Raw genomic sequence first — 21,848 nt, forward strand, 5'->3', positions numbered from 1 at the left:
TCAACCGTTTGCAGGGTTTCCTTAACTGCTTCAGGCATGCTGCGCGCTTGTTTTGCGTCAGCTGCAGGGCTTGGCATAGCTGGCTCGCTGTTCTCAGCTTGCGACTCTGTTTTTGCTGCCGGCGCATCAACAGATAACTTAAGCGTTAGAATCACATCACCTTCTTTGGCGCTAGCGCCCTCGGCAATGACAATGCTCTCAACCACACCGGCTTTAGGCGCAGGCACTTCCATTGACGCCTTATCGGACTCTAATACTACCAGCGAATCTTCTGCAGCAATTTCATCACCCACGCTTACGCAGACTTCAATCACTTCAGCTTCATCACTGCCAATATCAGGCACTTTAATTTCTTCAACAGCGCTCTCAGCTACAACTGGCTGCGGCGCAGCTGTTACATCGGCCGCAGGCTCAGGCAATACTTCAGTTTCAAGCACAGCTTCTTCCGCCGCTGCTGGTACCGCATCGCCCTCAATTTCAAGCTCAATTAAGTTAGCACCCTCTGCAATGGTATCTTCTTCGTTAACTAAAACTGCGATTACCTTGCCGCCTTTGGGTGCAGGCACTTCCATTGACGCTTTATCCGACTCTAACACAACGATGGAATCTTCAGCCTCAATCACATCGCCTGCTTTGACGCAAACCTCAATAACCTCAGCTTCGTCACTACCAATATCGGGTACTTGTATAATTTCTGTTGCCATGATGTTATCTCCTTTTAATTAAAGCTTCACAGGGTCAGCTTTATCGGGGTTAACACCATATTTCTTCATGGCTTTTTTCACATCGTCCATTTTAAACTCGCCGTCATCGGCTAATGCTTTCAATGCAGCACAGGCCACATAATAACGATCGACTTCAAAGTGGCTGCGTAATTTCTCTCGCGTATCACTGCGACCAAAGCCATCTGTACCCAGGCTAATATAGCGCTTAGGAATAAATTCGCGCAGACGATCAACATAGGCCTGCATATAGTCGGTTGCGGCAATCACAGGGCCCTGACGATCTTGCAGAAGTTCAGTGATATATGGCACTTTTTCTTCTTCACCAGGGTGCATACGATTGTATCGACCACAGCTCATAGCATTTTTACGCAGCTCATTGGCTGATGTCAGGCTCCAAATATCGGCATGTACTTGCCAATCCTTCTTCAATAACTCTGCGGCCGCTTCTACTTCACGCAAAATTGTACCTGAACCTAATAGCTGAACTTTTAATTTAGGCTTCGAGGTCGACTCTTTAAGCAAATACATGCCTTTAATAATTCCAGCTTCTGCGCCTTCTGGCATCGCAGGGTGCGGGTAATTTTCATTCATCACGGTGATGTAATAAAACACATTCTCTTTATCAGCATACATACGCTGCAAACCGTTTTGAATAATCACCGCTAACTCATAGGCATAGGTGGGGTCATACGACACACAATTTGGCACCATCGACGCCATCAAGTGTGAATGACCATCCTGATGCTGCAGGCCCTCACCGTTTAGGGTTGTGCGCCCTGCCGTACCACCAATTAAGAAACCGCGCGCCTGCATATCACCAGCCGCCCAGATCAAGTCCATCACGCGCTGGAAACCAAACATCGAATAGAACACATAAAATGGCACCATCGGTAAACCATGGTTAGAGTACGAAGTGGCTTGCGCAATCCAGGCAGAGGTTGCGCCCGATTCATTAATCCCCTCTTCCATAATTTGCCCAGACTCAGACTCTTTGTAATACATGATTTGATCGGAGTCGTGCGGGGTATAATGCTGCCCTTGCGATGAGTAAATGCCGAGCTGACGAAACATACCTTCCATACCAAAGGTACGCGCTTCATCCGGAATAATTGGCACCACACGCTCGCCAATTTTCTTGTCTTTAGCGAGGGTTGAAAGAATACGCACAAAGGCCATGGTTGATGACACTTCTCGCTTACCGGTATCTTTCAGCTGCGCCTTGAATGCCTCAAGCGAAGGAATATCAAGCTGATCAAAATCTGGATTACGCTGCGGTAAATAGCCGCCTAATTCTTGACGGCGCTTTTGCATATACTGAATTTCAGGGCTGTCCGGTGCCGGACGGTAGTACGGCACCGACTTCAATTCCTGATCAGACAAGGGGATATCGAAGCGGTCACGAAACTGCTTCAAGCTTTGCATATCTAACTTTTTCAGTGAGTGCGTTTCATTGTGTGCCTCACCCGACTCACCGGTGCCGTAGCCCTTCACAGTTTTTGCTAAAATTACGGTTGGCTGACCTTTTTTCGCAACTGCTGCAGCATACGCCGCATAAACCTTGTATGGGTCATGACCGCCACGATTTAGATACATAATATCTTCATCAGAAAGATCTTTCACAAGCTCTAACAGCTCAGGATATTTTCCAAAGAAATGCTCGCGTGTATAAGCGCCGCCATTATGCTTATAGTTTTGATAGTCACCATCGCAGGCTTCGTCCATGCGCTTTTGCAATAGCCCAGACTTATCTTTCTCTAACAGAGCATCCCAATGGCGGCCCCAAACCACTTTAATAACGTTCCAACCAGCGCCGCGGAACACACCTTCCAGTTCTTGGATGATCTTACCATTACCACGAACCGGACCATCAAGGCGCTGCAGATTACAGTTGATAACAAAGTTCAGGTTATCCAAGCCTTCTCGACCTGCAAGCGCAATCGCGCCGAGTGATTCTGGCTCATCACATTCACCGTCACCTAAGAAAGCCCAAACCTGACGATCGCCATGATCTTGTAAACCACGTTTGGTTTGATACTTCATGACGTGCGCTTGATAAATAGCCTGGATTGGACCTAAACCCATTGATACGGTAGGAAACTGCCAATAATCAGGCATTAGCCAAGGATGTGGGTACGATGACAAGCCATTACCATCAACCTCGCGACGAAAGTTATCCATTTGGTCTTCATCAATACGCCCTTCTAGGTAAGAGCGGGCATAGATACCTGGCGAGATATGGCCTTGAAAATACACTAAATCAGCGCCTTGCGCTGCCTCAGGACCACGGAAGAAATAGTTAAAGCCAACATCGTATAAGGTCGCCGACGATGAAAACGACGAGATATGTCCGCCAATACCTTCACTGCTCTCATTCGCACGCATAACCATGGCCAATGCGTTCCAACGAATGATCGAGCGAATTCGGCGCTCAACAAACAAATCGCCCGGCATACGTTTTTCAGCGGATGGCGGTAATGTGTTTCGATACGGCGTAGTTACAGAGGGAGGAAGGTTGGTGCCGGCTTGCGCGGCGCGTTCGGCTAAGGCTTTAACTAAAAATGCGGTGCGGCCGCGACCTTGATTGCGTAACACAGAATCGAGAGCATCGAGCCACTCTTGCGTTTCTATCGGGTCGATATCGGTAGGGTTCATTGCTTATTGCCTCCTCTGGCAACATTCCTTCAGCAGCAGCGGGAATCGCTCATTTAGCTATAATCGTGACTAACTGCTCGGCAAAAAACATAGCGCCTATCAGCGCAATATACACACTGCGATTCCCCAAGGCTCAACATCTAGCGATGTTAGCGCAGAATTCTCTCAGCATGATCAGACCAAGTTAGACCTTTAACGACCCTTTCAGACATCATCTGTCTGAACCACTCAGACCCCGTCAGAATCTGGCAATCGTAATTGGGTGTGATTTATAACTATCAAAACGGCTTGTGGCCGCCTGCTTATCAAATTTTCTTATACTGCACCCCAGATGACGTAGTTGCTGGAGTGATACTAAGCTTTGCTTGTGACAAAGTTGTAAAAATTTTACACATACGCCGATCAAAATCAAGTGAAAACTTATTTATGAAACGGTGTAGGGCTCGATAAATTTTTCAGGCGTTTAAATAAATTATAATTAATTCAATTACTTAAAAAATAGTTTACAAGCAGTCCAGCTGTCTCACTGAATGCATTTGAAGATTTCCAGCAAGCCATGCACGACTACAAAGTATGTAGTTTTACTACAAAATATGCTGCATGATACCATTCGGTCGCTCAACACATTAACACGCAAGCGCGATTTCTCATGCGATCACCGTAAACGCTGCGTATAATTCACTCTCTATCGCGATAATCTAAGTATGTTAAACAACACTTCTCAATCTTACGGCTGGATCAGCATTTTCTTTCACTGGTCAATGGCGCTAGGCCTATTTTTTATGTTTGCGCTGGGCTTATACATGGTTGAACTGGATTACTATCACCGCTGGTACCGCGATGCGCCTCTGCTGCATAAAAGCCTTGGTATTTTGATGCTAATACTGTGGCTGGCGCGCATGCTGAACCGCCAATTACAAACTGCACCGCGTGCCTTAGCGGCTCCACGCTGGCAGCAATTAAGCGCCAAATTCACCCATCTCTTATTATATTTATTGATGCTTATCTTAATGCTTAGCGGCTATATGATCTCGACCGCTGATGGCCGAGCCATACAGGTGTTTAACTGGTTTGCCCTGCCTGCACTGCCGATACACTTTGAACAACAGGCCGACATTGCCGGCGATATTCACTGGCTGAGCGCATGGATTTTGTGTGCTGCGGTTGTATTACATAGTGTCGCCGCATTAAAACATCAGTTTGTGAATCATGATCACGGCTTAAAACGTATGCTCAAACCAATAAATAAAATTTAACGCAATTATTAAAACCTGACTATTAAGGAACTCATTATGTTTATTCGTTTTTCCAATAAAGCCGTCCATCTCTATCTGATGCTGGCAGCCTGCTTATTTTCTAGCAGCAGCTTTGCCGCAGAATATAAGTTAGATATTGATGGTGCACATGCCTTCGTTAATTTTAAAATTAAACACCTAGGTTATAGCTGGTTAACCGGACGCTTCAACCGTTTTGATGGCAATTTTAGCTATGATGCGAAAGCACCGAACGAGGCCAAAATCAAGGTTGTAATTGATACCAGCAGTATTGACTCTAATCATGCAGAGCGTGACAAACATTTGCGCAGCGCCGACTTTTTAGACGTAAAACAATTCCCCACGGCTACTTTTACCAGCAGCAGCTATCAATCGACCGATGCAAATAACGGCATTATTAGCGGCACACTAGAACTGCACGGAGTTAAGCGTGAGATTAGCTTTCCGGTTGAGAAAATTGGTGAGGGCCGGGACCCCTGGGGCGGCTACCGCGCAGGCTTTAGTGGCAGCACAAGCCTTAGTTTAAGTGACTATGATATTCAGGCAAATCTTGGCCCGCAATCCACTGAGGTGTTGTTAGAATTACACATCGAAGGCATTCGTCAGTAAGCTAATCAAGCCGCAAGCCATATTCACTTATATAAATATGGCTTGTGGCAGAAAATGACAAAATGGCGAGGTATAAGTTAACTACGATTTCTCTCAGCTAGCGCTAAAGTCTGAGCCAACACTTATGAGCAGAGCTATGGGTTAGGCTAAGGATTAGACTCAGAGTTAGACTCAGGATATGAGATAAACGCAGGCGCATTGACTTTATCACGCTGTACTCCAAATGGCGCAAGTGCAACCCCATCATCAGCATGCGTGCTTAGCAGCAACATATTCGCATACGCCTGATTTTTTAGGTCTTGAATAAAGCCTCGCCACGTTGCCGCATCTACTTGCTCAATGGCGGCAACTAGCTGCTGCTTGCGCTTGAACGTTTGCTGTTGATCAGCGGCCTGATAAAACAGCGAACGTTGAAAATACTGCGATTGCTCAGCAAGGCTTTTCGGCGGCTGTGTCAAGTTGCTAATCAATGCCTGCTTATAGGTAGCGAGTTGGCTATCACCAATAAGGTTCAAGCGTGAGAATTGGCTATCGAGATAGGCAAAGGTCGAGCGATGAATCGCCTCAACGCCAGCTTCGGGTGCCTGTACCACAAACATCAGCCCGGGCTTTCGCCAAAGCGGATAATAGGATTCAAAAACAATATAGCCTAGCTGCTCTTCAGTACGCAGCTGATGAAAGTAACCTGGCTCAAGAACGTTAGCCAAAATTAACCATGTTGCTGTTTCAGCGAGACTGTCACCTGCGGCCTGCCAATAAAGCAGATAAGCTGCATCGTTATGATCAATATTACGCGGCAACCATTGGGACGGCGCTGCGCTTAGATCCGCCACTTGAAAACCGGGCTTGGCATGAACCGCAGCATCACCGACCAATATCGGGCGAAGCTGTTCCGCCAAAGTACGGGCTTGTGATTCAGAGATATTACCGTTGTATAGCGCTTCAACATTCAAGCGCTGCCAAAAACGCTGCTTAAACTGATTAATATCGTCTAGCTGAATATCCTCTAAAGCCGCTAAACTGTCCTCTATTGGCCACACATTCGATTGCATTTCAGCACGCCAGCGCTGCAGCAGCTGACGATAGGGCATCGACTTTTGACTATTTTTCAAATCATTCTGCAACGCAGTCTTAAGTCTAGCAAACTGCATAGCATCAAAGCTTGCAGCCTGGTAACGCTGAATCAGTCGCGGCAACAACAAGGCCTGCTTATCACTGAAACCGCTGGTTTGAATACTCAAGCCAGACTGATAACTTTGCACCGTCGCCGTTACGCCCGCCATATTCACGTCATATAAGAAGGGGTTGAGCGTATCGTTCAGCAAACGCGCATATAAACTCAGCTTGAGGGATTGGCTTAATGTGCTGATCGGCTCTGCTGGATACAAATAGTGATAGGTATTGAGTTTCGGCTGCTTAAAGGCATCAACCCCCTTATACCATAGGGTAAAGGCGTTATTGCCAGCTAAATCTAGCTGTTGCGGTGGTTGCTGCTGTTGCTTTCGATTAATGGGTAATATCGAGGTATTTTGCGGAATGTAGGGGTTAATTTTAGGCAGAGCTATATCACTCACTGCCTCTGTATTTTCTAACTGCGTAATAAAAGGCTCTGTTAGTCTAGCCACCGCATAAGGGGTTGCATAGTAACGCGAGCGTTGATCAGTTTTCACCGTTGGCGAACTGTGAATAAACAGGGCGTTACGCGGTGTCATTGCCGCCAAAATCGCATTAATTTTATCCGGCTGATAGGCTTCATACATGTATGGCGCGCGCAACAGGTCATTGGCTGCGTAATAATGCATGGCGTTAGACAGTCGCATCACGGTTTGCATTTCACCGGCTTGATCTTGGTAATCAAAATCAAGCTGATTAATTGCTGCTACTTCTTGATACATTGTGGCAGGAATGCCGCTTTGACGGGTTTGATTAATGGTCGCAAAGATAGCCGCGACAACTTGATCTAAGGCACGCTCACCAGACTCAGTCAGCTCGACACTAAGCGATAAGACGGTCACACCTTCATAATTGAGCGCCTGACCCGCCACTAGTGAGTTCACCCAATGGCGTGATTTAAGGTAGGCAAACAAAGATTGCTCACCTTCATGACCTAAGACATGGCCAACAATATTTAACGATTGATTAGGGTAGTCGCTTTGCTGATCCTCAAGCGGAAATAAAATAGACAGGCTACGCTGATTTTTTTCAGGTTTAATATTAACCCACTTTGGCAGGTCTGCCGCTGCAAATAAAGGCTCAGCATAGCCTTTAGCCGGCACCTCCGCTTGAGCTATAGGACTGAACAAACGTTCCACTTCAGCAGCAAGCTGATCAAGATTTCGCGGCGCAAGCACCACTAAACGCATATTTTCTGCCGCATAATATTGTCGGTAGAAGGCCAACATTTCATCGCGAAGCGCATCGGCATCGCCTGACAAGGTTGCCAAATTACCGACCGAAAAAAGGCTAAAGGGGTGCTCAGGGTTTACCACCTCTCGCAGCACATCAAGCTGTCGACGTTCATCACTTTTTATCCCCGCCCGGTATTCGGCATGCACGGCATGTTTTTCTCGCTCGAGATATTGCGCATCGAACAAGGGCGCAATAAAAAATTGTGCAAAACGATCTAATGCAGGCTCAAACGCCGTTTCCGTCACATCAAAAAAATAATTGGTATGCTCAAAGCTAGTGTAAGCATTGTGACTGCCACCGTTATCAGCAATGAACGACTGGTACTCGCCGGCATTCGGATATTTTTCGGTGCCCAGAAACAACATATGCTCAAGAAAGTGTGCCATGCCCAGGCGAGTCTCAGGGTTTTGTGCACTACCTACAAACACATCCAAGGACGCGGCCGCTTTTTTCGCCTGCATATCAGAGATCAGCAATAGCTGTAAGCCGTTATCCAGCGTCATGTAGCGATAGTCTCGACTATCTGACTGACTTTTCACCGGCTGTTGTCCGCCGATCCAGCTGAGTTGGCTACAGCCATACAGACTCAATAGCAGCAACAGTGTAATTGAGCGAGAAAACTGCATGGTGAAGTAATTCTGTTTATTCTGCATGTTCTGCTACCGCCTGTTCTTGTTTATGGTCTAAACCTCGAGGCCAGGCTTGCAGCAAGGCTTTGATTAAGGTTGCTAGCGGAATGGCGAAGAACACCCCCCACAAGCCCCATACGCCACCAAAGAACAATACGGCTAAAATAATTGCTAAAGGGTGCATATTAACGGCTTCGGAAAACACCAGCGGCACCAACACATTGCCGTCGATAAATTGAATCACAAAATAGGCAATCAGCACCCACCAAAACTGATCGGTAATGCCGAATTGCCAAAATGCCACCAGCGTCACAGGTATCGTAATAGCGACCGCACCGACGTATGGCACAATCACCGACAAACCAACCCCGAGCGCTAGCAGTGCTGCATAGTTCAGACCAAGCATTAAAAACACGACTAACGATGCAACGCCAACGAATAAAATTTCGATCGCCTTACCACGCACATAATTCGCCACCTGTAGATTCATTTCTTGCCACACAGCATTCATCATTGGGCGTTTTTGGGGCAGCAGCTTGGCAAGCCAGGCAAGAATCAATTCGCGATCGCGAAGAAAAAAGAATACCAATAAAGGGATCAATACCCCATACACCATGATTGCAAAAATATTTGGCAAGCTGGCTAATGATAAGGAGAGCAATCCTTGACCCGCTTCAGCCACGCGCTGTGTGACCGTTTGCATCACTGAATCTAACTGCGCNTCNGACAGCAATTCAGGATACTGCTGCTGCATCGTAACAACCTGTTCTTGCAGCTTAGAAAAGATTTTGGGTGATTCCACCAGCAGTGCGGTAAATTGTTTGATAATCAGAGGAATAACAAACAGTATTGCCGATAAACATATACCAATAAATAAACAGTAGGCGAGATAAAAGGCCAGCCGATCAGGCATCCATTGCGCCAAGCGGTTAAGCAAGCCGAGCAGTAAATAGCTAATAATCAACGCCGCCAAAACGGGCGCCATGATATGGCCAAAATATAATACCGTCATCAAGCCCACTAAGATGATCAATAGCAGGCCGATAGCCTCCTCATCAGCAAAGTATGCCTGACTCCATTTCTTAAAAATCGAAAACATGGCTGCAGCTTTTCCTTAACTCTGTTTGCTGATTCGATTATGACAGGATTGACAGAGATGTAACCCTAATTGCGAGCAAGATGTGATATCACCCCGCCTTTCTAATCAGAAAATAAAACTTCTTATCTTGCTCCAGCGAACTTAATAACTGATGCGATGTCTGAGCGATAAAGGCAGGGATATCACGCATAGAACCACGATCACTGGTGCAAACGGCCAAGCAGTCGCCCGCCGCGAGCTGGTTTAGGGCCAGCTTTGTTTTAAGCAACGGCATCGGACATTGTAGCCCACAAAGATCAAGTGACTTAGCAATTTGATCGGGCTTATCATGATGGGGGTTTTTCAAGGTATTTCTCGCATTTAGTTGTCGTTGCTGACAGAATAACTTTATACCTATTATACGATGAAATCGATTTTGCCATCAGCCCCTGCGCATCACTTGTATGACGATTTAACACGCCTATGCCGTCTTGTCTGCTTCCTTGTCTGCTTCTTTGTCAGCAGCTTGATAGCCAGCAAAGTCTATGCACCGTTAAGTCTGGCTAGCGATTTCAATCTGCCCGAACTCGGCAGCTCAAGCGGCAGCATTGTCTCTGAGCAGCAAGAAAATGCCTTGGGTCAGCAATGGCTGCGCGCGTTTCGGCGGCAGGCACCGATTGAAGAAGACGCACTGGTGTTTGACTATACCGAAGCTTTGATCGCTAAGCTGGCTTATTTTTCCGATTTGCGTAATAAAAACCTCAATCTATTAATGGTCGACAATTCAAGCTTCAATGCCTTTGCCGTGCCCGGCAATGTGATTGGCATCAATACCGGATTATTTGCCTACGCCGAATCGGAAGATCAACTCGCCTCGGTTATCGCGCATGAACTCGCTCACCTTAGCCAGCGCCATTTTGCACGCACGCTAGAGCGGCAAAAAGAGGATCAATGGAAAAATATTGCAGCAATGCTGGCAGGCATTTTGGTATTGGCCACGGTTGGCGGCGAAGAAGGTGCGGCGGCAATTACTGCGGCGCAAGCCTCAACGTTTGGCGGGCGGCTAAAATATTCACGACTGCATGAGCAAGAAGCAGACCGCGTTGGCATTGCCACCCTATCACGTGCTGGCATGAACCCAAGCGCCGCAGCGTTTATGTTTCAAAAACTGCTGGTCAACACCCGCTATCGACAAGACATCAAAGAGTTTAGCTTTATGCTAACCCACCCACTGACAGACTCACGCGTCACCGACGCCTTTAACCAGTCACGTCAATATCCACAGCAACAAGATCGCGACAGCTTTCACTTTCATCTTATCAAAAACCGCCTCTATGCATTGAAACAAAAACCGCGCCAGGCAATCGATTACTTTAGCCAGCAGCTTGAACAGCAAACTTTTCAAAATGCAGCAAAATACGGTTTAGCACTAAGCTACTTGGCCGACCAGCAATTGACTAAGGCAAGACCCATCATCGCCGAACTGTACCGTGACTCACCGCATGAGGTTGCCTATGCTCAGCTGTTTATTGAGTTGCTCAGTGCCGAAAAGAAAGTTGAGCAGGCGTTTAGCATGGCGGAGCAGCACTTAGCCCTGCACCCTGGAAATTATCCACTGGCCAAAACACTGGCCGAGTTAAGCATAAGCTTTCGTAGGCCCTCGATGGGTCGCGAAGCACTGTATCAAATTGCCGCCAGCCGTGGTGATAGCACCACACCCGATGTGTGGTATTTATTAGCCGAAATGGAAGGCTTAGCCGGCAATATCAGCCAAGTACACCTCAATCGTGCTGAGTATTTCGCCAGCATTGGTGCATACATTCAGGCTATCAAACATATCAAATTGGCTATTCCGCTATTGCAAGCCGATGAAGATTACCAGGCACTGGCGAAAGCCGAACTGCGGCAAGATATTTTTCAAAAACTGGATCAGCAAGAAATCTTTTAACCCGAGCCATCAAGACTGACTTAGATGCATGCTTGCAAGAAGTGGCTAAGCCATTAAGTTTAAAGGTGGGTGGAATCGTCGCGGTTTTGCCTGTTACAGGCTCGACTTGAAGTCCAGCATACGCTGCAGCGGGCGCATTGCCTGTTGTGCAATATCGGGCGCAACAAAAATTTCATTACTGCCCTGCTCTAGCGAGGCAATCATATTATCCAGGCCGTTCATGGCCATCCAGGGACAGCTCGCACAGCTACGACAGCCCGCACCGGCACCGGCAGTCGGCGCAACAATAAACTCTTTGTCCGGGACTTGCTGCTGTAGTTTATAAAAAATCCCTTGATCGGTCGCGACAATGAATTGCGGATGATCAAAGGTTTTGGCCGCCTGAATAATCTGTGAGGTTGAACCAACATGGTCTGCCAACGCAACCACCGAGGCAGGCGACTCGGGGTGTACCAGAACTGCTGCCTCTGGATACACTTTTTTCAGATCAGCAATGCCTTTGGCCTTGAATTCATCATGCACAATACAGGCCGCATCCCAGAGCAATACATCGGCACCGGTTTGGCGTTGAACATAGTCACCCAAATGCTTATCAGGCGCCCAGAGAATCTTTTTACCTTGGCTGTGCAAATGCTCAACAACGTTCAGCGCAATCGCAGAAGTTACCACCCAGTCAGCACGCGCCTTAACCGCAGCAGAAGTATTGGCATATACCACCACCTCACGATCAGGGTGCTGATCACAAAATTCAGCAAAAGCATCGGCTGGGCAGCCAATATCCAGTGAGCACGTTGCTTCAAGCGTAGGCATTAATACGGTTTTATGTGGGGTTAAAATTTTTGCCGTCTCGCCCATGAACTTGACCCCTGCAACCAGCAAGATATCGGCTGGGTGCTGGCTACCAAAGCGCGCCATTTCCAAGGAGTCGGCAACACAACCGCCAGTGCTCTCGGCTAATTCTTGTAATAAGGGATCGGTATAATAATGCGCTACTAACACCGCATTTTTCTGCGTTAATAGCGCTCGAATTCGCGCAAGCTTTGCCTCATCGCGTGCCAGCGGCTGATTGACACCAGACTCTAGGTGTTGTTGCACAATCTGTTGGGCAGAAACTTGACTCATATCTAATCGAATCCTGAGCGCAATTAGCACAGCTAAAAATAAAAAGGGGCGCCATTATACGCCCTATTTATGAAAATAGCTGTTTTTTTGTCGACAATAGCAACACAGCTCAATATTGAGCCGCGAGCATCATCACTCTTGCATGCGGGTCCAAGTTTGGGTGCGGTAGAAAATACCTAAATAGCCGCGAACATTCAGGGTGTCGCTGTCTTCTAGCCAAAGCTTACAGGCATAGGTTTTACCCTTGGCAGGGTCTAAAATATCGCCGCCGCCATATTTGCCCTGATCAAGGCTAAGGCCAGTGATAATATCCATACCTACTACCGGCTGATCCTTAAGCTCACCGCTGCATTTAGTGCAAACGGTATCGTCAGGTTTCAACAGTAAATCAACCACCTTACCGTATAACTTGCCGTCTTTTTCATAGAGCTCCACGACCGACTTAGGCTCGCCCGTTTCGTCATCAATAGTAGTCCACTTACCGATCACCGATGACTCAGCAAAGGCCTGCGTGGCGGCGATGCCCAGCATAAGGAGTAAACAGCAAGTTTGCAGGGGTAAACCAATGATTCGTCTCAACATATCTACGCTCTCTGTTATTGTTTATCTTATAGTGTAGTCTAGCGACTGAGGCTTGCTATTATTCAGCAATCAAGCAGTGCTTCAAGCACAAAATTTAAATACTGACGACCGCGCGCTGTGGCCCGAACAGCGTGATCGCATTGCAATAATTGTTGCTGACAAAGCGGCTCAATCATCGCGCGAAGCTGCTCTTCACTGGCGCCGGTAAAATTTAGCAGTGACGTCAGCGGTATGCCTTCAGTTAAACGCAGGCCATTCATTAAGGCTTCAAACAGTGCCTCATCAGGCATGATGGTTTGCTGCTTTGCAACAAAGCGCTCTGTCCTAGCCAGATAATCATTTGGCAAGCGAGTATTGTGAAAACGCGAGATAGTCGCCGCAGCGTTATGATCAAACTGGGTGTATTTGCCATGCGCACCCGCACCGATAGCTAAATAATCACCGTAGTGCCAATAATTCAGATTATGCACTGATTGCTGCGCATGATCACTGGCATAGGCCGAGACCTCATAGCTGTAAAGCTGGTGCTGGGCTAACAAATCGACGCCTTGCTGCTGGATATCAGCCAATACGTCTTCATCGGGTAAGCGAGGTGGGTAGCGGTAAAACGCGGTATTTTGTTCAATGGTCAGCTGATACCAAGAAATATGCTGCGCCCCTAAATCAATCGCCAACGCGAGGTCTTGCATGGCAGCAGCCTCAGACTGCTCGGGTAAGCCATGCATTAAATCTATATTAAAGCGCTGAAAGCCAGCTCGCTGCGCCGCTGAAATCGCCGCCAATGCCGACTGCCGATCATGTACGCGGCCTAGCGCCTGCAATTGCTGATCAGCAAACGATTGCACACCAATCGACAAGCGATTCACCCCAGCCTGCCTAAAGTCGGCAAACTTTTTTAGCTCAGCACTGCCGGGATTGGCCTCTAGGGTAATCTCACAGTTGGCTTCAAAACCAATCAGCTGTTCTGCTGCAACAAGAATTTGCCCAATGGCTGCGGCAGAAAACAAGCTTGGCGTGCCGCCACCAAAGAATATTGAGCGCAGGCGTCTGCCTTGCGCAAAAGCTTGCTGCGCACGTAAATCCTGTCGCAGGCAATCAACATAGGCCTGCTCAGGCAGCGCCGTGGCGCTGGTGTGTGAATTAAAATCGCAGTATGGGCACTTTTTTTCGCACCAGGGAATATGCACATATAAGGATAGAGGTGGCAGCGCTTGGCTGACTGCTGTGCTCGAATGCAAGGGCTTCACGTTCAGCGCTTGCTGATCGCCGCCATCAATTGCGCCACCGCTTTCGCCCGGTGGCTCACTTGATTTTTTAATGCAGCAGGCATCGTAGCAACTGCAGCTTGCTGCTCCAGAGCCCAGAATAGCGGGTCATAGCCAAAACCTTGATCACCTTCAGCTGACGTTAAAATGCGACCCTCCCAACTGCCCTGAAAGATCGCCGGCGTAGGATCTGCAGCATGGCGCATCAATACCAATACACAGCGATAGCGCGCGGTTCGCTGCTCGTTCGGCACCTGCGCCAGCGCACGTAATAATTTGGCATTATTGCTGGCATCATTTGCCTCTGGGCCACTGTAGCGGGCGGAGTAAATGCCAGGCTGACCTCGCAGCGCGTCAACTTCTAAACCCGAATCATCGGCTAAGGCTGGCAAACCAGAAATCTTAGCGGCATGCCGCGCCTTGATGATGGCATTCTCAACAAAGCTTAGACCGGTCTCTTCGGCGTCATCAACGGCAAACTGTGACTGCGGCAAAACGTGTACGCCGCGAGCTTGAAACAGCTGTTTAAACTCTTTCAGCTTACCTTGATTGGAGCTCGCCAGGATTAATTTTTCATCGGTGAATAGCAAAGCTTACTCTCCATCATGGTAGAGGCGTTTTTGAAATTTAAACTGCAGCCGCTGCTGACTGCTTTTTGGCTTAACGCTAACCTCAAAGTAAACATCCAGCTTATTGCTGATTTTAAACGGCGCCAGATAATACACGGACTGCTGCTCTTGAATCCGCTTAAACTCAAGCTGCTGCTTATAAATCAAATCACTGACGGTTACCTGCACATCTGCCTCAACGCTTTGCATACTGCCATCGGCTAGGGTTTCAATCACCGCAAGATTCATCAGCGCACGGTCTTTACCCCTGACAAAGCCATAGGTTTGCGCCACTTTTGGACTGATAAAGCTACTATTGAAGGTGGTATAAATCACCTCATAAGCGCCTTTCTTATAGCTTACGCCATCCTGCGCCATCGCTGACTGAGATAAAAAGACGACTAAAATCAGCGCAAACTTGATCAATACATATTGAAAAGACACTACGACCCCTCGGCGTTAAAGTTTTGATACTAGCGACTGATATGGTAAATCGCAGTAGTCGAAAATAGATTTGGCAGCAGTTTTGAAAAACCTGTGAGCCGCTTATCGCCAACCGTCAACTCGCGGTGCAATATTTTGATCCCGCGTTCAGCACAAAGAGACTCAAAATCATATACGGTACAAAAGTGGATATTGGGGGTATTGTACCAGTCATAGGGCATAAATTTAGACACCGGCATACGCCCCTGACTGATCAAATGTAATCGAGAGCGCCAATGTCCAAAGTTTGGAAACGCAACAATGCCAGAGCCACCGATACGCAGCATTTCCTGCAATACTAAATCGGGGCGGTGCAGCGCCTGCAGAGTTTGCGACAAAATCACCACATCAAAACTTTGGCTGGAAAAATTATCCAGACCCCGATCAAGGTTCTGCTCGATAACAGAAACGCCTTTGCGCACACACTGATTAAACTTATCGTGATCAATCTCAACGCCCATGATATCAGCCGACTTTTGCTGCTGCAGCAGCTGCAGCAAAGAGCCATCACCGCAGCCAAGGTCTAACACGCGCGCTTGGTCAGTAACCAGCTGTGCAATAATATTATGATCTAAGCGCATGTACCCTCCTGCTGAACCGCATCTATTGCCAACTGATCCGCAACACTATGCATATAATTGGAGAATACTTGGTTAAAACGAGCATCTTTTAATAAGAATGCGTCATGACCCGCATCCGAGTCTATTGCAGCATAAACCACCTGCTTGTTTGCCGCGATCAAGGCATTGGTTATTTCTATCGAGCGCGCCGGCGAAAAACGCCAATCGGTTGAAAACGAAACCACCAAAAACTTGGCCTTTGCCTGCTCGAATGCTTTTACCGGATCGTTATCGTATTCGCGCGCCAAATCAAAAAAGTCCAGCACTCGAGTCATTAAAATATAACTATTAGCGTCAAAGCTTTTCGAGAACTTATCACCTTGATAACGCAAATAGCTCTCCACTTGAAACTCTAGCTCACTGTCTTGCCCAAGTTGAAAACTGCCAGAGCGTAAGTTTCGGCCGAACTTCAGATCCATAGCATCATCAGATAAATATGTTAAATGCCCGATCATCCGCGCAAGGGCCAAGCCTTTTGCCGGGATAGTCGCATGGCGCTGGTAATGACCTTGGTGAAAATCAGGGTCTGAACTAATCGCCTGGCGGGCGGTTTCATTGAAAGCAATATTTTGTGCCGTCAGCTGCATAGCTGAGGCAAATATTAAACAATGATGCATCAAATCGGGGTACTCCGTCGCCCATCGCATCACCTGCATGCCGCCTAAACTGCCGCCAACAATCGCCGCCCACTTACTGATCTTTAGATGCTGCATCAGCTGCATCTGGCTTTCCACCCAGTCTCTCACTCGCAGCATCGGAAACTCAGGACCATAGGCTTGACCGGTTTCCGGGTTAATACTGGTCGGCCCTGTAGAGCCATAGCAGCTGCCCAGATTATTCACGCAGACCACAAAAAACTGGTTAGTATCAATCGCCTTATTCGGACCAATATAATTATCCCACCAACCAGGTGATTTATCGTCTGCGTGATAAAAACCCGCAGCGTGATGAGACGAGCTTAAGGCATGACAAATTAATACCGCATTCGAGGCATCGTCATTTAACTGGCCGTAGCATTCATAAGCCAGCGTATAATTGGCCAAAGTATGGCCAGAAGAGAGTAACAGCGGCTGATCAACAGTTAAAAACTGCTCACTGACTAAGCCAACAGAATCAGCAAATTTGTCACGCATAAGAAAAACTTATATCCAGAATTATCCGAGCAATACTAGCATAAAGCGCTGCCGCAAGGTAAGTATCGAGGGAACACAAGCTGAAATGTTGGACGTGGAGGAGACAATGACAGCCAATACTCGATACAATGATTTAGACAAGCCTAAGGATGCGCTTTCTGATATATTGAAAAGATTATTCATTTCCAAGGAAAGCACTTGAACGCCTGGCTTAAACCATTACTGGCCATCATCACTATTGGCGTTGCGGCTTACTTTTTGAACACGCAAGCGCTGCAGCTTAAAGCCGCCATCGAGCAGCTCAACTCAAGCGCACAGCTTATCTGGCTGCTCAGTGCCCTAGTGTTGTGCTGCATTTTTCAATTGATTCAACTGCAACTATGGCGAAAATTAGTCGCCCGTGCCGCGGCTAAAAGCGTGTCACTGCGACAGCTAATGAAGCCTTTTTTCTGGCCTATTCTCGGCAAGTATTTACCTGGTAAAGCATTATTCGCATTAGCAAGAGTAGAGATGCTGCGGGTAGTGCCGATCAACAGAAAAGTTGGCTGGAGCCTGTTCCTGATTGAAACCTTGTTAATGCTAATGACTGCCGCTTTTATGAGCATATTTGCGCTACCCACACTATGGCAAATATACGGCGAAACCATAATAAATTTGTTATATCAGTTATCGTTTAGCTATGCGCTTTTCATCACAGTTGCCACAATACTAGTGCTTGGCATAAGCCTCGCCATTAACAGCTTTTTCAGCGATTATTTTGCCCGCCTGCGCGAACAGTGTAGTCACTTTTTCCGCTCGCTCGAGCTACCCATCAGCGACTTAATAATATTACTTCCGCAATATTGTTTACTATGGTTTGCATTCGGCATTTCCGGCCTATGTATTGTAATGGCAATAGCCCCAACAATATCGCTATCCGTAATGCAGCTGGCGTTTATCATTGCCAGCTTCTCAGCAGCCTGGCTGATTGGCTTTCTCGCTGTATTTGCACCAGGCGGCATTGGCATCCGCGAAGCTGTCATTATTCTTCTATTGTCAACGCTTCTAAGTGTTGAGCAAGCAACCCTGTGCGCCATTATTTCGCGTGCCGCATGGCATATTGCTGAGCTGCTTGGCGTGCTTCTGGCTGCGCTGATGAGCCCAGCCGCTTCCGATCATGAATTATCGTAGACAGCCAAGCGGGCAGCTGTTGTAATGACAATAAGAACATTAAACTTTTTTTGAGTAACAGCATGGATTGGCAACATCTACTGTGTGCAGAACGACTTGGGGGTAGACCGGCTAAAACTGAAAGTGGCCGATCGCCGTTTCTATCCGATCACGATAAAATCATTTTCTCTGGTGCGTTCCGCCGCCTTGCACGAAAAACTCAAGTGCATCCGATGGCCACTAACGACCATATTCATAATCGTATGACGCATAGCCTCGAGGTTGCCTGCGTGGGTCGATCACTAGCAATACGGGTAGGACAGGCTTTAGCGGCAAAGCAAAAATTACCCCAACATATACTACCCACAGACCTTGGCGATATCGTTCAGTCAACCTGTCTAGCTCACGACATTGGCAACCCACCATTCGGTCATACAGGCGAAGAAGCGATTCGCAACTGGTTTCAACAGCATGGTCAAACTTACTTACAACCCTTAAGTGTTAGACAACAAAATGACCTGCTGCGCTTTGAGGGCAACGCGCAAGGCCTTCGTATTTTAACCTCCAGTGAATATCACCAATTTGATGGCGGTATGCGCCTTACTTATGCCACACTTGCCTCGTTTATCAAATATCCATGGGGCTCAGATCAGCAGGATGCGCCCAAAACGAATAAGTACGGCATCTATGATGCTGATCGCCAGCATGTTGATGAAATTGCCGAACGCACTGCCCTACTCGAAAACAGCGTAGGATATTACTGCCGACACCCCTTAGTATATCTAATGGAAGCTGCTGACGACTTTTGCTATGGGATCTTGGATTTGGAGGATGGCTTAGAAATGGGGCTTGTCAGTTGGGAAGAGATGTTTCAGTTGATCAAGCCGGTACTGCGCCCAGCTGAGGTGCATAGCTTAGAGCAGCAAATCAAGCGAATTGAAATTGGCCGAAGGCCGCCGTTTATCCGAGGTAAAATTATCGACGCTTATATTGAGGCTGGCGTTGACGCCTATATGCGCCATGAACAGGCGTTTCTGGCTGGCGAGGTTAAGCATGACTTAATCTCACTCTGCCGACCTGAAATTACTGAGTCGGTGAATGCTGCAAAAACTCTAGCCAAGGCGCGTATTTTTTCTCACCCGCGTAAGGTTGAACTCGAAATTGGCGCCTATGATGTGATTGCCAGATTGTTGGATAAGGTTATACCCGCCTTAGATGAATGGTACCAGCAAGGCGGGATGGCGAAGTCTAAAGAAAATCAAATGATGATTAACTTAATTGGCGAAAAAAATATTCCTAAAACCGGCGACTATTATCAAACCTTGATGGCGGGTATCGACTTTGTTTCGGGCATGACCGATAATTATGCCAGCCACCTATCACGACAATTTTCGGGCATGGCCTATGCCAATTACTGAACCATGAGTCCTGAGTCCTGAGTCCTGAAGCGACGGTACTTAAGTCAGCCAGCTATTGATGTTTTGGCAACATTCATCATAAGCCATTTATCACAATAAAGAGTAGCGTAATGGAAACCATCATTGAAAGAATAATCTATGCCTCACGTTGGCTGTTAGCACCGATCTATTTAGGGCTTTCATTTGCCATCTTGCTACTGATTATTAAATTTTACCAAGAGCTGCTGCACGTGATTCCCCATTTATTAACCATGAAAGAAGTGGATTTGGTGCTTCTGATATTAAGCTTAATCGATCTAGCCCTGGTTGGTGGCCTGTTAGTGATGATCATGTTTTCTGGCTACGAGAACTTTGTTTCTCGCCTAGACATTCCGGAAGGGGAAGAAAAGCTTAGCTGGCTTGGCAAAATGGACGCTAATAGCCTCAAAAATAAAGTGGCTGCAGCAATCGTGGCGATTTCTTCGATTCACTTACTGAAAGTTTTTATGAACGCTGAAGTGTACGACAGCAGCAAGATCATGTGGTACGTCATTATGCATATGACCTTTGTTGCCTCAGCATTTGCGATGAGCATTTTAGATAAGCTAGTTAAGCGCTAAATAATAGCAACGGAAGCACTTATAACTGCAGACCAAACTGCAGCAATTTCTGGCTTAGGTAGCCCTCTAAATCCTTCAGCTGCTCATCGTTAATTTCTATATAACGCAAACCTAACTGCTGAATCAGCGTATCTTGCTGCATTTTTTTCGACAGGCTATGCTCGATATTATGCATGCCCCAGTAGGCTATATATACTCGTCTTACCGGTAAATAGAAACTGATGCGCAGCTCACTAAAGGCCAGCGCTTTATCGTAGGCAAATGCCAATTGATTAAGGTACAGCCAATTGGCAATTTTTTGGTCTGCAATATTGTCAAGCTTTCGACCATCAAGACATTGCGCAGGCTCAAGCCCGGCAACTTGCTTCAGATTAGTGGCTATCAAACTATTATCTAACATGGCTTTGGGCCACAATACAAACAGCCCCTGCTTAGAATTGCGTTGTTCGGCGCCCAGCTTCTCGGCTTGCTTGGTCATAGTCCAGCCGCGCTGGTCGCGCTCAATTAGGCCAAGCTCAGCGAATAATTGATTCACCAGTTTCGGCGTCAGATCATACTGCTGAGCAATACGCGTAGCCGACAATAAATCTGGTAGACAATGTTTAAACATTGCATGCTCCAGCAGGCTACTGGGCCAGCTAATAAACTGGCCGAATTTTTCTGACTGCTGATATTCGCCGCCAAGCTGCAAACCCTGTTCGGTGAGCTGCCATTGCTCGTCTTCACGACTGATGCAGCCTGCCTGCTGTAGTTGCTGAAACACTTGCTTTGCATCAACACCTAGCTCTTTAGCCAGTCTTGAAGATGAGTAGCGCTGCGCCATGAGATGCCCTATATTAATAAACTATATAAATTGTATACGCGTATGATTATACCTTCCTTCTATTTTAATGGGTGAAATTATGATGAAATCAATCGTCGTTTTTATGCTGTTAGCTGTTAGTATCAATAGCTGGGCCGAATGTCCAGACTGGCTTAATCAAGATATGCAAACCTTGCGAGGCAAGGATCAAGTTAACCTCTGCGAACTGAAACAAGATAAAGTCTTGCTGATAGTCAATACCGCCAGCGAATGTGGCTATACACCTCAATTCAAAGGTCTAGAAGCCCTATACCGTGAATACAAAGACGATGATTTATTAGTGATAGGCTTCCCTTCCAACTCCTTCTGGCAAGAACATCGTGAAGCAGAAAAAACTGCCGAAGTCTGCTATATCAATTATGGTGTCACGTTTCCGATGATGGCCACCTCAGATGTGAAGGGCAAACAGGCAAACCCTGTTTTTCAGCACCTCGCTGCGAGCAAAGGTCAGCCGAAATGGAATTTCTATAAATACTTGGTGGGTCGCGATGGTGAGGTTATTGAGTGGTATAACTCAGCCACACGCCCCGACGACGAGGCGCTGATTGCGGCGCTTGACAAAGCCCTGCAACAGGCGCAATAAATCCATCTGTCATAAATTGACAATATTATTGCCAACGTCATATCTTAGATAATACTGACGTGCTACCGATGCACGTCAGTATTATTTCTACTGCGGTTTA

The 21,848-nt window shown here is 47.1% G+C and carries 20 protein-coding genes; 7 read left to right on the top strand and 13 right to left on the bottom strand.

Features of this window, described 5'->3' with window-relative positions; translation table 11 throughout:
• Together HRU21_00570 and aceE are read right to left on the bottom strand one after the other, a co-directional pair.
• Positions 1-704, bottom strand: a 704-nt coding sequence (locus HRU21_00570) for a pyruvate dehydrogenase complex dihydrolipoyllysine-residue acetyltransferase (protein NRA40776.1), incomplete at its 3' end; no start/stop codon positions are given.
• Between the two features lie 18 nt (positions 705-722).
• Complete coding sequence (gene aceE, locus HRU21_00575; protein NRA40777.1) at positions 723-3,377, bottom strand: pyruvate dehydrogenase (acetyl-transferring), homodimeric type; 2,655 nt, start codon at positions 3,375-3,377, stop codon at positions 723-725.
• A gap of 704 nt (positions 3,378-4,081) precedes the next feature.
• On the opposite strand from aceE, the gene HRU21_00580 reads away from it, so the two are divergent.
• Positions 4,082-4,633: a cytochrome b gene (locus HRU21_00580; protein ID NRA40778.1), complete on the top strand. Its 552-nt coding sequence runs from the start codon at positions 4,082-4,084 to the stop codon at positions 4,631-4,633.
• A 78-nt stretch (positions 4,634-4,711) separates the two neighbouring features.
• Entirely contained in the window at positions 4,712-5,260 is a 549-nt protein-coding gene (locus HRU21_00585; protein NRA40779.1) for a YceI family protein, read from the top strand.
• A 146-nt stretch (positions 5,261-5,406) separates the two neighbouring features.
• On the opposite strand, the gene HRU21_00590 is transcribed toward HRU21_00585, so the two are convergent.
• The 3 genes from HRU21_00590 to HRU21_00600 all read right to left on the bottom strand — a co-directional run bounded on the left by HRU21_00590 (position 5,407) and on the right by HRU21_00600 (position 9,671).
• Positions 5,407-8,322: an insulinase family protein gene (locus HRU21_00590; protein ID NRA40780.1), complete on the bottom strand. Its 2,916-nt coding sequence runs from the start codon at positions 8,320-8,322 to the stop codon at positions 5,407-5,409.
• A complete protein-coding gene (locus tag HRU21_00595; protein ID NRA40781.1) occupies positions 8,312-9,397 on the bottom strand; it encodes an AI-2E family transporter in 1,086 nt (361 codons plus the stop codon). The genes HRU21_00590 and HRU21_00595 overlap by 11 nt, the downstream gene beginning before the upstream one ends.
• An 88-nt stretch (positions 9,398-9,485) precedes the next feature.
• Positions 9,486-9,671, bottom strand: coding sequence for a sulfurtransferase TusA family protein (locus HRU21_00600; protein ID NRA40782.1), 186 nt, complete (start codon positions 9,669-9,671; stop codon positions 9,486-9,488).
• A gap of 141 nt (positions 9,672-9,812) precedes the next feature.
• Between HRU21_00600 and HRU21_00605 the strand changes: the two genes are divergently transcribed.
• On the top strand, positions 9,813-11,324 hold the full coding sequence (locus HRU21_00605; protein ID NRA40783.1) for a M48 family metallopeptidase: 1,512 nt from the start codon (positions 9,813-9,815) through the stop codon (positions 11,322-11,324).
• Positions 11,325-11,417: 93 nt separating this feature from the next.
• Here the strand turns inward: HRU21_00605 and nadA are convergent, their stop codons facing one another.
• The 7 genes from nadA to HRU21_00640 form a co-directional block, all read right to left on the bottom strand.
• Complete coding sequence (gene nadA, locus HRU21_00610; protein NRA40784.1) at positions 11,418-12,446, bottom strand: quinolinate synthase NadA; 1,029 nt, start codon at positions 12,444-12,446, stop codon at positions 11,418-11,420.
• A gap of 132 nt (positions 12,447-12,578) precedes the next feature.
• The gene (locus HRU21_00615) at positions 12,579-13,028 is read right to left on the bottom strand and encodes a DUF2147 domain-containing protein (protein ID NRA40785.1); all 450 of its coding nucleotides are present in this window, start codon (positions 13,026-13,028) and stop codon (positions 12,579-12,581) included.
• Between the two features lie 62 nt (positions 13,029-13,090).
• Positions 13,091-14,275 carry a radical SAM family heme chaperone HemW gene (gene hemW / locus HRU21_00620; protein ID NRA40786.1) on the bottom strand — a complete coding sequence of 395 codons (1,185 nt, stop codon included), beginning with the start codon at positions 14,273-14,275 and terminating at the stop codon, positions 13,091-13,093.
• Positions 14,276-14,277: 2 nt separating this feature from the next.
• The gene (gene rdgB / locus HRU21_00625; protein NRA40787.1) at positions 14,278-14,883 is read right to left on the bottom strand and encodes an RdgB/HAM1 family non-canonical purine NTP pyrophosphatase; all 606 of its coding nucleotides are present in this window, start codon (positions 14,881-14,883) and stop codon (positions 14,278-14,280) included.
• Between the two features lie 3 nt (positions 14,884-14,886).
• Positions 14,887-15,345, bottom strand: a complete 459-nt coding sequence (locus tag HRU21_00630; protein NRA40788.1) for a DUF4426 domain-containing protein — start codon at positions 15,343-15,345, stop codon at positions 14,887-14,889.
• Positions 15,346-15,374: 29 nt separating this feature from the next.
• The gene (metW, locus tag HRU21_00635; protein ID NRA40789.1) at positions 15,375-15,965 is read right to left on the bottom strand and encodes a methionine biosynthesis protein MetW; all 591 of its coding nucleotides are present in this window, start codon (positions 15,963-15,965) and stop codon (positions 15,375-15,377) included.
• Complete coding sequence (locus HRU21_00640; GenBank protein ID NRA40790.1) at positions 15,956-17,137, bottom strand: homoserine O-acetyltransferase; 1,182 nt, start codon at positions 17,135-17,137, stop codon at positions 15,956-15,958. Before HRU21_00640 ends, metW begins: the two co-directional genes overlap by 10 nt.
• A 198-nt stretch (positions 17,138-17,335) precedes the next feature.
• On the opposite strand from HRU21_00640, the gene HRU21_00645 reads away from it, so the two are divergent.
• The 3 genes from HRU21_00645 to HRU21_00655 all read left to right on the top strand — a co-directional run bounded on the left by HRU21_00645 (position 17,336) and on the right by HRU21_00655 (position 20,303).
• Positions 17,336-18,307 carry a flippase-like domain-containing protein gene (locus HRU21_00645; GenBank protein ID NRA40791.1) on the top strand — a complete coding sequence of 324 codons (972 nt, stop codon included), beginning with the start codon at positions 17,336-17,338 and terminating at the stop codon, positions 18,305-18,307.
• A gap of 62 nt (positions 18,308-18,369) precedes the next feature.
• Positions 18,370-19,704, top strand: a complete 1,335-nt coding sequence (locus HRU21_00650; GenBank protein NRA40792.1) for a deoxyguanosinetriphosphate triphosphohydrolase — start codon at positions 18,370-18,372, stop codon at positions 19,702-19,704.
• A gap of 110 nt (positions 19,705-19,814) precedes the next feature.
• Complete coding sequence (locus HRU21_00655) at positions 19,815-20,303, top strand: TIGR00645 family protein (GenBank protein ID NRA40793.1); 489 nt, start codon at positions 19,815-19,817, stop codon at positions 20,301-20,303.
• 19 nt (positions 20,304-20,322) lie between these two features.
• On the opposite strand, the gene HRU21_00660 is transcribed toward HRU21_00655, so the two are convergent.
• Complete coding sequence (locus HRU21_00660) at positions 20,323-21,126, bottom strand: hypothetical protein (GenBank protein NRA40794.1); 804 nt, start codon at positions 21,124-21,126, stop codon at positions 20,323-20,325.
• A 79-nt stretch (positions 21,127-21,205) separates the two neighbouring features.
• Here HRU21_00660 and HRU21_00665 point away from each other — a divergent pair, with 79 nt between their 5' ends.
• The gene (locus tag HRU21_00665) at positions 21,206-21,748 is read left to right on the top strand and encodes a glutathione peroxidase (protein NRA40795.1); all 543 of its coding nucleotides are present in this window, start codon (positions 21,206-21,208) and stop codon (positions 21,746-21,748) included.
• The last annotated feature ends 100 nt before the right edge of the window (positions 21,749-21,848 follow it).

It is taken from the genome of Pseudomonadales bacterium (assembly GCA_013215025.1).
Classification (GTDB): Bacteria; Pseudomonadota; Gammaproteobacteria; order Pseudomonadales; family DT-91; genus DT-91.